Below are 12,365 nucleotides of genomic sequence, written 5' to 3'. Positions count from 1 at the left end.
CAACGCTGGCGTTGTTCAAGTGACGAAGCGAAAAAACCGCGGCAATACTCATCCTGATCAACACGCAAATCTGCAACAAGACAAGCAACGCATGCGCCAAACCGCACGCATGTCGCGTTGTGTTACCAAGCTTTAAGTTTCTTTAGTCTTAAAATACCTTGAGGAGTCGATCTTGATGGACGGGGCGGAGCCCGTTCTTTACCGTTTCAAACGCGCAGCACGTCCGCCTCTGCGTCCTTTTGGGACGGACTGTCGTGATGGCAATTCATCCATGATCGACAATCTCGTTTCTCGGGTCATCTTAGACCAGCGCGATATTTCGTCGATTGAGCGGTTGCAGCCAGTGCATAGCCGCGTTTCTGGATGCACGACACAAATCTGAATACACGGGCTGTTAAGCTCGTTACGGCTCCAAATCTCATCACTCATAGCGCCGTTTCCCGTCTGATATGGCTCAATCGATCCAACGCGCCTTGCAGGATGTAAGCGGCCGCGACGTTGTCGATCACCTCTGCGCGGCGTCTGCGTGATGCATCTGCTTCGAGCAGGGCGCGTTCTGCTGCGACGGTGGACAGACGTTCATCCCAATAGGTGATTGGCAGTTCACTTTGGCGCGCGAGATTGCGGGCAAAAGCGCGTGTTGATTGGCAACGCGGACCTTCTGATCCGTCCATATTGAATGGCAGGCCAAGCACAATTCCTCCGATGTCACGCGCATCTATGATTTTCTCCAAACGCTCAGCATCGGCTGTGTATTTAGTGCGCTTGATCGTTTCCAAAGGGCTCGCCACAGACAAGAGCCCGTCACTCACGGAGACACCAATGGTTTTTGTGCCAAGATCCAAACCGACCAACGCGCGCGCGCGCGGCAATTCAGCGGCGAAATCGTCAATTAATTCAAAGATCATTTCGTGATCCCCAATTGGCGCGCGGCACCGCGAACAATTGCCAAATCGTCCGGTCGATCCGCGAATACATCTTTTGCATTCTGCCAGATCAACGCAGCCTGATCAGCCTCTCCCAAGACACCAAGTGCGCCAATCAAGCGCGCCCATTCTTCTGCGCTACCACCTGTTGTAGCAAGGCGGTCTGACAGTCGGTCCACCATACCGCGGATCATCTCCGTGCGCTCTTCCTCGCTCATAGTTTCAGCGTTTTCAATGTCTTCAACGCTTGGGCCCGTTAGGGGCGTGTCTTTAGAAGGGGCCAGTTCGTACTTAACACCCGCCCGAAATGCGAGGTCTTCAATCTGTTCACGAATGGGTACAACCCAACCCTCATTCCCGCCACTGTCTTGGAGCAACTGCGCCCAAGCACGGAAAGCAACATCAGGGCGACCTACCTGCATCATCATCAAGCCGGAATAATACCGCGCAACGCCGTTCTCGGGATCAAATCGTAAAACGCGGGCCAAGGCACCTTCTGCCTCTGGCGACACATAGCCGCCCGCTGCGATGATAAGCATGTCGGCATAGGTCGCGTAGTCCTCAGCGCTTACTGCCGCGCCTTTCAGGCGGATCACAGCAGCCTGTGCGGCATGGGCCGCCACTGCATTGCCCAAACGCATCTCGTGGGTTGCCAACAACGTTGCGCCTTGCAAATCTGCAGGGCGTTTTTCGACGGCTTCGCGAAGTTTCACGATCAATTCTGCATAGGTCTTTGGGGTGTCAGGCGCGATGACAAAGGGAGGCAAGGATGCCTCGGCTGTCGCTTGATCAGGTCGCGAAGCGCGCGCATCGGCGGCTGCTTCAATGCGGGTGCTGAGCGAGAGATCTCCGTACCCCGGCGCACCTAAATCGCGATACAATGCAAAGGAGCCGCCAATCAAAACTGCAGCCAAGCCGCCGATAGCAACAAAGCGCGCGGCTTTCGGACTGCGCACATCGACGCTCTCGTCCTGAAGAGCTTTATCAGCGGTCAGAATACGACGCGAAATTTCGGTCAGCACACGCTCTGCATCATCGCCTTTGATGACACCGCGCTCGATATCACGCTCCACATCGGAAAGTTGATCTCGGTAAACGCGAAGATCAAATTCTGCAGCAGGGCGCGCACCAAGATGTCCGCGCCACAGCGCCAGTGCGAGCAAAGTACAACTTCCAAGGGCGAGCGCTATCGTGATCAACCAAAACGTCATTGGATTTTCCTGTCTGTTTCATTTCATCTAGTCTGAATAACCCGCGAAAAAAAGAGGGCAGGCTGCAACCTCATGTCGCGGCTGTGGCTTTCAGTGAAAATTGCCCTGTCTGAAATCAATGGACGTCGCTAAAATCCTTGCTAAATAATGAGGTGGGTCGCAAAACGGTGCGTTTACGTCGCGGGGAGTATCCTCTTTTTTGTTATCCGCACCACAACCAGACGAAGGGACGACTCTGCCGTCGCTCCACTTCGTTACTAGTCCAAGGGGCCATCCATGAAGCGTTATTCAGCTTTTGCCATCGCACGCGAAGCCTTGCGTCATCACTCTGGATGGGAGCGCGCATGGCGATCCCCCGAACCCAAAGCCAAATATGATGTGATAATCGTTGGGGCAGGTGGGCATGGTCTGGCGACCGCCTATTACCTTGGCAAGAATTTCGGCATCACCAATGTGGCTGTCATCGAAAAGGGCTGGCTGGGTGGGGGCAACACAGGGCGCAACACGACGATTATTCGCTCGAACTATCTGCAAGACCCGTCTGCGGCGATCTATGAGAAGTCGCGTTCCTTATATGAAACGCTCTCGCAAGATCTGAACTACAACATCATGTTCTCTCCGCGCGGCGTTTTGATGCTCGCGCAAACTCAGCACGAAATTCGCGGCTACAAACGCACAGCACATGCGAACGCCTTGCAAGGCGTGCCGACCGAATGGATTGGCCCTGGCAAAGTCAAAGAGATTTGCCCAATTATTGAGCTCAACGGTCCGCGCTATCCTGTGCTCGGCGGGCTATGGCAAGCGCGCGGTGGCACCGCGCGTCACGATGCGGTCACTTGGGGCTACGCGCGTGCGTGCTCTGACATGGGCATGGACATTATCCAGAAATGCGAAGTCACCAATGTGCGCACCGAAGGCGGCAAAGTCGTCGGTGTCGACACAACCAAAGGCGCGATTGATTGCGATAAATTGGGCGGTGTCGTTGCTGGTCATTCTTCCGTGCTGGCCGAAATGGCAGGGTTCCGACTGCCTATGGAAAGCGTGGCGCTGCAAGCACTGGTGTCAGAGCCGATCAAACCTGCGATGGATATTGTGGTCATGGCTAACACTGTGCACGGATACCTGTCGCAATCGGACAAAGGCGAGATGGTCATTGGCGGCGGTACGGATGCATATAACAACTACACGCAACGTGGTTCGTTCCATCACGCGGAAGAAACCGTGCGCGCGTTGATCGAGACGTTTCCGATGCTCTCGCGTCTGAAAATGCTGCGCCAATGGGGTGGGATCGTGGATGTGACGGGGGATCGCTCGCCCATGCTAACGAAAACGCCAGTTGAGGGCATGTTTATGAACTGCGGTTGGGGCACGGGGGGCTTCAAGGCCATTCCGGGGTCTGGCTGGGCGATGGCGGAATTGATGGCAAAGGGGGAGAGCCCTTTGACCGAGGAGTTCTCGATGTGGCGGTTTAAAGAGGGCAAGTTCATCGACGAGAGCGTTGCTGCGGGGGTGGCTCACTAATGGCAATCACATGCACTATATTAAAGTCGTGGTTTACCTCAATTGAAGGGAACGCAAAATGCTAATCCTTGAATGCCCTTGCTGCGGCGTAAGCGGTGAAGAAACGGAATTCCATGCGGGCGGAGAGGCACATCTTAAGCGGCACTCTGTCGGCTCCACGGATGATCAATTCGAGGAATATCTCTTTATGCGCGAAAACCCCCACGGGGTTCATTTTGAACGCTGGCGCCACAACAATGGTTGCGGCAAGTGGTTTCATGCGGCGCGCTGCACCACCACGCTTGAGGTGTTTGGCACCTACTGCGCGCAGACCTACGAACCACCGAAAGAGATCAAAGACGCGATCAGCGCGCGCCGACCTGGTTGGTCGTGGAGGAATTTCTCATGAGCACACGTTTAAAGACCGCTGGTCGTTTTACTGACGGTGGTGCGCAGCTCTCCTTTGATTTCAACGGAAAAAAGTTGAAAGGTGTGGAGGGCGACACGCTTGCCTCTGCCTTGTTGGCCAATGATCAGATGATGGTTGGACGCTCGTTCAAATACCACCGACCGCGTGGCATTGTAGCAAGTGGCGGGGAAGAGCCCAACGCTCTTTTTAATATGGGTTACACGAACACGTTTGAGCCGAACCAGCGTGCGACAACAACCGAGCTGTTTGACGGTGCTAAGATCGGTTCGCAGAACCATTGGCCGACGCTCGAATTCGATGTGGGTGCGCTCAATACCTATATATCTCGCTTTTTGCCGGCTGGATTTTACTACAAAATGTTCATGTATCCGCGCGCGTTTTGGAAGCATGTGTATGAACCGTTTATTCGCCAATCGGCGGGCCTTGGCAAAGCGCCCCGCGCGGAGGATCGCGATCCGGATACGTACGAGCATTTCTATTTCTTCGCGGATGTCATGGTCGTTGGTGGCGGTATCGCAGGTCTGCAAGCGGCGAAGGCTGCCGCGCTTACGGGCGTTAAAGTTCTGCTGGTCGAGCAAACTGCGCATTGGGGAGGACGCGCGCCTGTGGATGGCGGTGAGGTCGATGGACTTCCTGCGGATAAATATGTGGATAACCTCGTGGCGGAGCTGTCCGCGATGGAGAATGTCACGATGCGTACACGCTTGATGGGCGCAGGAGTTTATGACCACGGCTATACGCTTGGTTATGAGCGTTTGACGGATCATGCGCCCGACATCGTTGGCCCGCGTCATCGTCTCTGGCGTATTCGTGCAGGGCATATCGTGACCGCGACGGGCGCGATTGAACGCCCCATTAGTTTCGCGAGCAATGACATTCCGGGCGTGATGCTCGCCTCTGCTGTGCGCGACTATGCAGTGAACTTTGGTGTTTCAGTGGGGGATCGCACTGTTGTTGTCACAAACAATGATGATGCCTACCGTACGGCGATCACTTTGAAGGGCCTTGGCCTTGATGTGCCTTGTATCATTGATGCGCGCGCAGGCGGCGCGGGTGCCTTGGCAGAAGAGGCTAAAGCGCTTGGCATTCGGGTTGAAAACGGCAAGGCGATTTCAAAGGTCAAAGGTGGCAAACGCGTCACGGGCATCGTGCTTTGTGCGCAGGCTGGTGAAGGCGGTGTACTGGAAGAGATCGAGTGTGACGTGGTCGCGATGTCGGGCGGTTGGTCACCTGTTGTGCATCTGTGGTCCCATTGCGGTGGCAAGCTGATTTGGGACGATCCGCAATCGCATTTCCGGCCCGACAGCGAGCGTCCACCTTTGGGGGCCAAGGGCGAAGGCTTTGTCTCTGTTGCTGGTTCTGCGAACGGACATTTGCAGCTTGCTGAATTGATTGGTGACGCGCATGGTGCTGGTCTTGACGCAGGTAAGGCCACGGGCGGTAAGCCTGCCAAAGCGGCCATCCCTGAAGGTGCGCCAACGTCTGAACATCCGGTCGAACCCGTGTGGCTGATGCCGCAAGGTGCGGGCATTAAACTGCTCTCTAAAGCATGGCTTGATTACCAGAACGACGTGAAAGTGTCCGACGTTCAATTGGCCGCGCAAGAAGGCTTCGAAAGCGTCGAACATGCGAAGCGTTACACGACATTGGGCATGGCGACGGACCAAGGTAAATTAAGTAACATTAATGGGTTGGCGATCCTTTCTGATGCATTGGGTCAACCTATTCCACAAACAGGTACAACCACGTTCCGCCCGCCTTATACACCAATTTCTATGGGGGCGATCGGTGGTGAAGCGAAAGGAAAAGTGTTCCAGCCGCTTCGCAAAACCCCACTATATGAGTGGAGCGACAACAACGGTGCGGATTGGGAACCAGTTGGTGCGTGGCGTCGTCCGTTTGCTTATCTCCAGCCCGGTGAAAGTGTGCATGACGCGGTGAACCGCGAAGTGAAGAACACGCGCGAAAATCTAGGGCTCCTGGATGCATCGACGCTTGGCAAGCTGGTCGTTAAAGGGCCGGACGCGGGCAAGTTTCTCGACATGCTTTACACCAATATGATGAGCACGTTGAAAGTCGGAAAATGCCGCTATGGTTTGATGTGTTCGGAGAATGGTTTTCTGATAGACGATGGCGTCGTTGCGCGCGTCGATGATGAGACGTTCCTGTGTCACACAACGACGGGTGGGGCCGAAACGATCCATGGTCACATGGAAGAATGGTTGCAAACAGAGTGGTGGGATTGGAACGTTTATGTTGCCAATGTCACAGAGCAATATGCTCAGATCGCGGTCGTTGGACCGAATGCGCGCAAGGTGCTGGAAAAACTGGGGGGCATGGATGTGTCCAAAGACGCACTGGGCTTTATGGAGTGGGCTGATGGCACGATTGGCGGCTTTGATGCGCGGGTCTATCGGATCTCCTTCTCTGGCGAATTGAGCTATGAAATAGCGGTGTCTGCAGCGCAAGGCTTGGCTTTCTGGGAGGCCTTGCACACCGCGGGCGAGGAGTTCGGTGCGATGCCTTATGGCACCGAAACGCTGCACATCTTGCGCGCTGAAAAGGGCTTCATCATGATCGGTGATGAGACCGACGGTACAGTGATCCCGCAGGATCTGAACTTGCAGTGGGCTTTGAGTAAAAAGAAAGAAGACTACCTTGGCAAACGCGCACATCAACGCAGCCATATGGCAGACCCTGAGCGTTGGAAGCTGGTGGGGCTTGAGACTGTGGATAAGTCGGTCTTACCGGATGGCGCTTATGCGGTGGACGAGGGTGTAAATGCAAACGGCCAGCGCAATATGTTTGGGCGTGTAACGTCGACCTATTACTCCGCTAATCTTGAGCGTGGTATTGCAATGGGGCTGGTGAAAAACGGCCCAGATCGCATGGGTGAGGTGATTGATTTTCCGAAAACTGATGGCACGATCATCAAGGCGAAAATTGTTAATCCGGTTATCTATGACAAAGATGGGGAGAAGCAAAATGTTTGAGGCAGTTAGCGCTTTACAGGGTGCATCTTTCAACGCTGGTATCGCGGAGGTTCGTGAGCTGGGTTTGCGTGGCATGATCACTTTGCGTGGCGATCTAACGGATAAAAAACTGATAAAAGCGGTGAAAGGGATTGCGGGTCGCATCCCTGAGCCGCGTACGGTTGCGTTGAAGGACGATGATGGTGCGGCTTGGATGAGCCCGGACGAGCTGCTGTTGATGGTGCCCCATGCGGATGTGTTAAGCACGATCGAAACGCTAAATGCGTCGCTGAAGGGCACGCATTTTCTGGCTGCGAATGTGTCTGATGCGCGCGCGGTGTTCGAAGTGTTTGGCCCGCATGCACGCGAGGTTATGGCCAAGCTTGCACCCGTGGATTTTTCCCCTGATGCATTCAAGATGGGGATGTTTCGACGCTCGCGTCTCGCGCAAGTCCCTGCTGCGTTCTGGATGAATGAAGAGGACGCATTTACAGTCGTGTGTTTTCGCTCCGTTGCCGAATATATGTTTGATTTGCTGAGCATTGCCGCGCAAGCAGGCTCTGAGGTCGACGCGCTCTAGTCGCGCTCCTCTATTGATTTATATCTGAATTTAAGCGCCCAGCCCTTGACCTTAGGGGCTGGGCGCTTTCTACCTGAAAAAAGTCTTCTCAACTCAAAGGATCTGATAAAATGGCATTCGAACTCCCCAAACTTCCCTACGCCAACGACGCTTTGGCTGACCTTGGCATGTCTCAAGAGACGCTTGAGTATCATCACGACCTGCACCACAAAGCTTATGTCGATAACGGCAACAAGCTGATTGCTGGCACCGACTGGGAGGGCAAGTCCCTCGAAGAGATCATCACTGGAACCTACAATGCGTCTTCCGTTGCGCAGAACGGTATCTTCAACAACATTAGCCAGCTTTGGAACCACAACCAGTTCTGGGAAATGATGGGGCCGGGCCAATCGTCCATGCCTTCCGAGTTGGAAGCGGCGATCAAAGACAGCTTTGGCTCTGTTGATAAATTTAAGGAAGAGTTCGCAGCGGCAGGCGCGGGTCAGTTCGGATCCGGCTGGGCTTGGCTGGTGAAAGACGCTGATGGTGGTTTGAAGGTGACGAAGACTGAAAACGGTGTAAACCCGCTTTGCTTTGGTCAAACTGCCTTGCTTGGCTGTGATGTCTGGGAGCATTCCTACTACATCGATTTCCGCAACAAACGCCCTGCGTACTTGTCCAACTTCATGGATAATTTGGTCAACTGGGAAAATGTTGCCTCACGTATGTGAGACAGGTTTCTATTTGATGTTTGAAAGGTCGCCGTCCCATTGAGAGGGGCGGCGTTTTTTTTGGGGCGGGACGCTCCGCGGTGAGTTTACTTGGCAAGATGAAGATCGGCTTTAAGCGAGTTTGCTCATCGCCTCTTCTGGCGTCGCCGCGATTTGGAAAAAATCTTTGATGTTTTCTTTCGCGAACCCTTGCGCAATAACGTGATCGAGTAGGGCGAGCAAAGGATCCCAATAGCTGTTGATATTGATGAGAACAATGGACTTGTCGTGCAGTCCCAATTGTGCCCATGTGAGCACTTCGAAGAACTCGTCAAGCGAGCCTGCGCCACCTGGCAGCAGTGCGATTGCGTCGGAGTTCATGAACATGACTTTCTTTCGCTCATGCATGTTTTCCGTGACAATATAGGACGTGAGATCAGTTTTTCCGACTTCCCAGTTCACCAGATGTTGAGGGATCACACCAAAGGTTGCGGCCCCGTCTATTTGTGCAGCGCGCGCCACGCGCCCCATCAGTCCAACATCGCCTGCACCGTAAACCAAGCGCATCTTATGCGACGCGATCAAGCGCCCAAGCGTGTCCGCTGCCGCGCCGTATGCGCCATCAATTCCGTCTGATGCGCCGCAAAAGACACAAATAGAGCGTTGTTGCATTTAATTCCCCTCATATTCAGTGTTTTGACCGATGAATCCATATTTGCTATATATGTCTAAAGCACGCGGCAAAAGCGTGCATTTTGGAGATGGGTTACGATGAATTATCTTCCTTTCCTTTCATCAGGAACGGGCGTCACCGTGGGCGCTGGCGCGACTTTGGTGGGGGCCTTGGCTGTTGCAGGATATGTGAGCGGTGCTTTTACGAGCGTGTCCGAACCTGTTGTTGAGCCCAAGGTTGCGGTCGTGGAAACTGTTGCTGTCACGCCCGACGTCGATCCCATCGCGCCAAAGCCGGCACTTGTGGAAAGTGCGCCCAAAACCCCCAGCTTTGATGTCGTACGTGTCGAGACTGACGGCGCTGCAATGATTGCGGGCAATGCCGAAGCGGGCAGTGTGATTGAGATTCGCGTTGATGAAACGGTTGTCGCGGAAGTTAAAGCCGACAGTAGCGGGAATTTTGCGAGCTTTGTGACCTTGCCGGAAAGCAAAGACGCGCAAGTCTTGACGCTTAAAAGTGAGGCGCAGGTGGCTGCCAGTGAACAGGTGATTGTTGCGCCCATCGTTGTTGAAAAAGCCAAGCTGCAGGTTTCGCCAGTGGCTGTCGAAGCGATTGCGGCTGAAACGCCTGCGCCGCAGGTTTCTCCAGTGGTTGTCGAAGCGATTGTGGCTGAAACGCCTGCGCCGCAGGTTTCGCCAGTGGTTGTCGAAGCGATTGCGGCTGAAACGCCTGCGCCGCAGGTTTCGCCAGTGGTTGTCGAAACGATTGCGGCTGAAACGCCCGCGCCGCAGGTTTCGCCTGTGGTTGTCGAAGAGATTGCGACTGAAACGCCCGCGTCGCAGGATGTGCCGTTGGTTGTGGAAACCATTGCGGAAGAAACGCCTGCCGTGCCAGAGGCACCTGTCGTTCTTTTGGCGAGCGAGGAGGGCGTGCGCGTCTTACAAGCTTCTAAGCCTGATGCAATGACAGCGCTTTTGGGGTCCATTTCTTATGATGCCGCGGGCGATGTTGCCTTGACGGGTACCGCTAGTGGTGAGTTTGTGCGTGTCTATTTGAACAACAGAGCGGTTACGACATCCCAGATTGAAGCGAATGGCGATTGGCAGGCGGGATTGCCTGCAGTCGACACTGGCATTTATACGTTGCGTGTGGATGAGCTGAATAAGCAGGGTCAGGTCGTGGCGCGCGTTGAGACACCGTTCAAACGCGAAGAGCCCAAGGTTTTGGCCGCTGCGACAGAGACCGAAAAGCTCGTGCAAGCGATCACCGTGCAGCCTGGGGCCACGCTTTGGGCGATTGCGCAGGAACATTATGGCAGCGGCATACTATATGCGCGCGTTTTTGAAGCGAATGCGGACTCGATAAAAAACCCTGATCTGATTTATCCGGGGCAAGTTTTTACAGTTCCTGACTGAGGTCACTGGTCTTTCTAGGCACGCGTGATTATCTGTGTCGTCCAAGCCCGAGGACGTTATGATATGAGTCGACTGACCCCCACTGATGCAGCTCTTTCCAAACAACGCGCCTCTGGATGGCGTGTTGTTCGGCGTGTCGCACCTTATCTTTGGCCAAGCGATAAACTCTGGGTTAGGCAGCGCGTTGTTTTGGCACTGGTGATGTTGTTCGTCGCGAAGATTGTCGCTGTTGGAACGCCTTTGATATATAAACGCGCGGTCGATGCCCTTTCAGATGCAGCTGTTCCGGATTTGGCGCTTGGCGCGATTGGTCTAACGATCGCCTACGGCATGGCGCGTTTGATGACCAATGGCTTTCAGCAATTGCGCGATGTGGTTTTTGCCAAGGTCGGGCAGGGCGCTTTACGTGCCCTGGCTTTGCAAACGTTTGAGCATATTCATCGTCTGTCCATGCGTTATCACATTAGCCGCAAAACCGGTGGGTTAAGTCGGATTATCGAACGGGGTGTGAAAGGCGTCGACTTCTTATTGCGCTTTTTGTTGTTCTCCATCGGGCCTTTGGTGCTTGAGCTGTTCATGATCGCGGGCATCCTATTTTTCTTGTTTGATGTTTGGTATCTTGCCGCCGTGTTCGTCACGATTGCTTTTTATGTTTGGTTTACCTTCGCTGTCACGGAGTGGCGCGTGAAGCTGCGCAAGCAGATGAATGACCAAGACACGGACGCAAATCAAAAGGCGATTGATAGCCTGTTGAACTTTGAAACCGTGAAGTATTTTGGAGCCGAAGCACGTGAAGCGCGGCGCTACGATAGCGCGATGGAATTGTATCAAGTGGCGGCACTCAAAACCTCATATTCGCTGGCGTTCTTGAACTTTGGCCAGTCCCTTTTGATCACCACAGGTTTGGTTGTGGTCATGGTGCTCGCCGCGATGGGCGTGCAAGCGGGGACGATGACTGTAGGCGATTTTGTTTTGGTAAACGCCTATATGATTCAGATAACGATGCCTTTGAATTTCTTGGGTACGGTCTATCGCGAAATCCGACAGGCCTTGGTCGATATGGGCGAGATGTTTGATCTCTTGGAGCAACCCCCAGAGGTTGCCAATAAGGACAATGCGCAGGATCTTAAAATTGTGGGCGGCCATGTCTCCCTACGCGACGTGCATTTTGGCTATGAGGCGGAACGTCCGATCTTGAAAGGTGTCGATCTGGATGTTCCCGCGGGACAAAACGTGGCGATTGTAGGCCCGTCGGGTTCTGGTAAATCGACCATCGGGCGGCTCTTGTTCCGGTTTTATGATGTGACTGGCGGGGCTTTAACAATTGACGGGCAGGACGTGCGTGACGTGACGCAGACCAGCCTGCATGATGCGATTGGCGTGGTGCCGCAGGATACTGTTCTGTTTAATGACACCATCCGCTACAATATCGCTTACGGCAAAGATGGGGCGAGCCATTCCGAAATTGAAGACGCCGCACGCGCTGCGCAGATCCACGATTTCATTATTGCTCTGCCGGATGGGTATGAAACGACCGTCGGCGAGCGTGGGTTGAAGCTTTCTGGTGGCGAAAAGCAGCGCGTCGGTATTGCGCGGACTTTGCTGAAAAACCCGCCGATTCTACTTTTGGACGAAGCGACTTCGGCGCTTGATAGCGGCACGGAACATGACATTCAGGACGCCTTGGCGCGCGCCGCAGAAGGGCGCACAGTAATTACAATTGCGCACCGTTTGTCGACGATTGCGGATGCGGACCGCATAGTTGTGCTTGCAGATGGACAGATCGCAGAGCAGGGCAGCCATGCGGAATTGCTCACACTTTCGGGCAAATACGCCGCCCTTTGGCATCTGCAACAAGCGGAAGACGCGGCTTGAATTGGACGCAGGCTGGCCTCTCTAGTATTGGCTTCGTCGCGATTTCAGTGCTTGCTGTTATGGGGCCAAAGCTTGGGTGGGGCCGCCAATAGTC

General features: G+C 54.2%; 11 protein-coding genes. 7 read left to right on the top strand and 4 right to left on the bottom strand.

The genetic code is table 11. From position 1 onward, the window contains the following. Positions 1-198: 198 nt before the first annotated feature. The 3 genes from QZ280_RS15895 to ccmI are packed head-to-tail and all read right to left on the bottom strand — an operon-like array spanning position 199 to position 2,137. On the bottom strand, positions 199-429 hold the full coding sequence (locus QZ280_RS15895) for a DUF1289 domain-containing protein (protein ID WP_293446116.1): 231 nt from the start codon (positions 427-429) through the stop codon (positions 199-201). After that, entirely contained in the window at positions 426-908 is a 483-nt protein-coding gene (ruvX, locus tag QZ280_RS15890; RefSeq protein ID WP_293446113.1) for a Holliday junction resolvase RuvX, read from the bottom strand. The genes QZ280_RS15895 and ruvX overlap by 4 nt, the downstream gene beginning before the upstream one ends. Beyond that, on the bottom strand, positions 905-2,137 hold the full coding sequence (gene ccmI / locus QZ280_RS15885; RefSeq protein WP_293446110.1) for a c-type cytochrome biogenesis protein CcmI: 1,233 nt from the start codon (positions 2,135-2,137) through the stop codon (positions 905-907). Before ccmI ends, ruvX begins: the two co-directional genes overlap by 4 nt. Before the next feature lie 276 nt (positions 2,138-2,413). Between ccmI and QZ280_RS15880 the strand changes: the two genes are divergently transcribed. The 5 genes from QZ280_RS15880 to QZ280_RS15860 all read left to right on the top strand — a co-directional run bounded on the left by QZ280_RS15880 (position 2,414) and on the right by QZ280_RS15860 (position 8,329). Next, a complete protein-coding gene (locus QZ280_RS15880) occupies positions 2,414-3,658 on the top strand; it encodes a sarcosine oxidase subunit beta family protein (protein WP_293446107.1) in 1,245 nt (414 codons plus the stop codon). A gap of 58 nt (positions 3,659-3,716) precedes the next feature. Continuing rightward, a complete protein-coding gene (locus tag QZ280_RS15875) occupies positions 3,717-4,046 on the top strand; it encodes a sarcosine oxidase subunit delta (RefSeq protein WP_293446104.1) in 330 nt (109 codons plus the stop codon). Further along, positions 4,043-7,060, top strand: coding sequence for a sarcosine oxidase subunit alpha family protein (locus QZ280_RS15870; protein WP_293446102.1), 3,018 nt, complete (start codon positions 4,043-4,045; stop codon positions 7,058-7,060). Before QZ280_RS15875 ends, QZ280_RS15870 begins: the two co-directional genes overlap by 4 nt. Next, a complete protein-coding gene (locus QZ280_RS15865; RefSeq protein WP_293446100.1) occupies positions 7,053-7,619 on the top strand; it encodes a sarcosine oxidase subunit gamma family protein in 567 nt (188 codons plus the stop codon). Before QZ280_RS15870 ends, QZ280_RS15865 begins: the two co-directional genes overlap by 8 nt. 110 nt (positions 7,620-7,729) lie before the next feature. After that, positions 7,730-8,329, top strand: coding sequence for a superoxide dismutase (locus tag QZ280_RS15860; RefSeq protein ID WP_293446098.1), 600 nt, complete (start codon positions 7,730-7,732; stop codon positions 8,327-8,329). 111 nt (positions 8,330-8,440) lie between these two features. On the opposite strand, the gene QZ280_RS15855 is transcribed toward QZ280_RS15860, so the two are convergent. Continuing rightward, on the bottom strand, positions 8,441-8,980 hold the full coding sequence (locus QZ280_RS15855) for a TIGR00730 family Rossman fold protein (RefSeq protein ID WP_293446096.1): 540 nt from the start codon (positions 8,978-8,980) through the stop codon (positions 8,441-8,443). Between the two features lie 99 nt (positions 8,981-9,079). Between QZ280_RS15855 and QZ280_RS15850 the strand changes: the two genes are divergently transcribed. Then, positions 9,080-10,396, top strand: coding sequence for a LysM peptidoglycan-binding domain-containing protein (locus QZ280_RS15850; protein ID WP_293446093.1), 1,317 nt, complete (start codon positions 9,080-9,082; stop codon positions 10,394-10,396). A 63-nt stretch (positions 10,397-10,459) separates the two neighbouring features. Further along, positions 10,460-12,271, top strand: a complete 1,812-nt coding sequence (locus QZ280_RS15845) for an ABC transporter ATP-binding protein/permease (protein ID WP_293446090.1) — start codon at positions 10,460-10,462, stop codon at positions 12,269-12,271. Positions 12,272-12,365 lie beyond the last annotated feature (94 nt).

Source organism: Planktotalea sp., assembly GCF_018607995.1.
GTDB lineage: Bacteria > Pseudomonadota > Alphaproteobacteria > Rhodobacterales > Rhodobacteraceae > Planktotalea.
The sequence above is the reverse complement of the archived record's forward strand: the minus strand, read 5'-3'. Positions and strand labels throughout refer to the sequence as shown.

Coding starts and splice junctions, on each gene's coding strand:
- QZ280_RS15865 (WP_293446100.1), top strand. CDS start 7,053: ATGTTTGAGGCAGTTAGCGCTTTACAGGGTGCATCTTTCAACGCTGGT.
- QZ280_RS15875 (WP_293446104.1), top strand. CDS start 3,717: ATGCTAATCCTTGAATGCCCTTGCTGCGGCGTAAGCGGTGAAGAAACG.
- QZ280_RS15895 (WP_293446116.1), bottom strand. CDS start 429: ATGAGTGATGAGATTTGGAGCCGTAACGAGCTTAACAGCCCGTGTATT.
- QZ280_RS15845 (WP_293446090.1), top strand. CDS start 10,460: ATGAGTCGACTGACCCCCACTGATGCAGCTCTTTCCAAACAACGCGCC.
- QZ280_RS15850 (WP_293446093.1), top strand. CDS start 9,080: ATGAATTATCTTCCTTTCCTTTCATCAGGAACGGGCGTCACCGTGGGC.
- ccmI (WP_293446110.1), bottom strand. CDS start 2,137: ATGACGTTTTGGTTGATCACGATAGCGCTCGCCCTTGGAAGTTGTACT.
- QZ280_RS15860 (WP_293446098.1), top strand. CDS start 7,730: ATGGCATTCGAACTCCCCAAACTTCCCTACGCCAACGACGCTTTGGCT.
- QZ280_RS15880 (WP_293446107.1), top strand. CDS start 2,414: ATGAAGCGTTATTCAGCTTTTGCCATCGCACGCGAAGCCTTGCGTCAT.
- QZ280_RS15870 (WP_293446102.1), top strand. CDS start 4,043: ATGAGCACACGTTTAAAGACCGCTGGTCGTTTTACTGACGGTGGTGCG.
- ruvX (WP_293446113.1), bottom strand. CDS start 908: ATGATCTTTGAATTAATTGACGATTTCGCCGCTGAATTGCCGCGCGCG.
- QZ280_RS15855 (WP_293446096.1), bottom strand. CDS start 8,980: ATGCAACAACGCTCTATTTGTGTCTTTTGCGGCGCATCAGACGGAATT.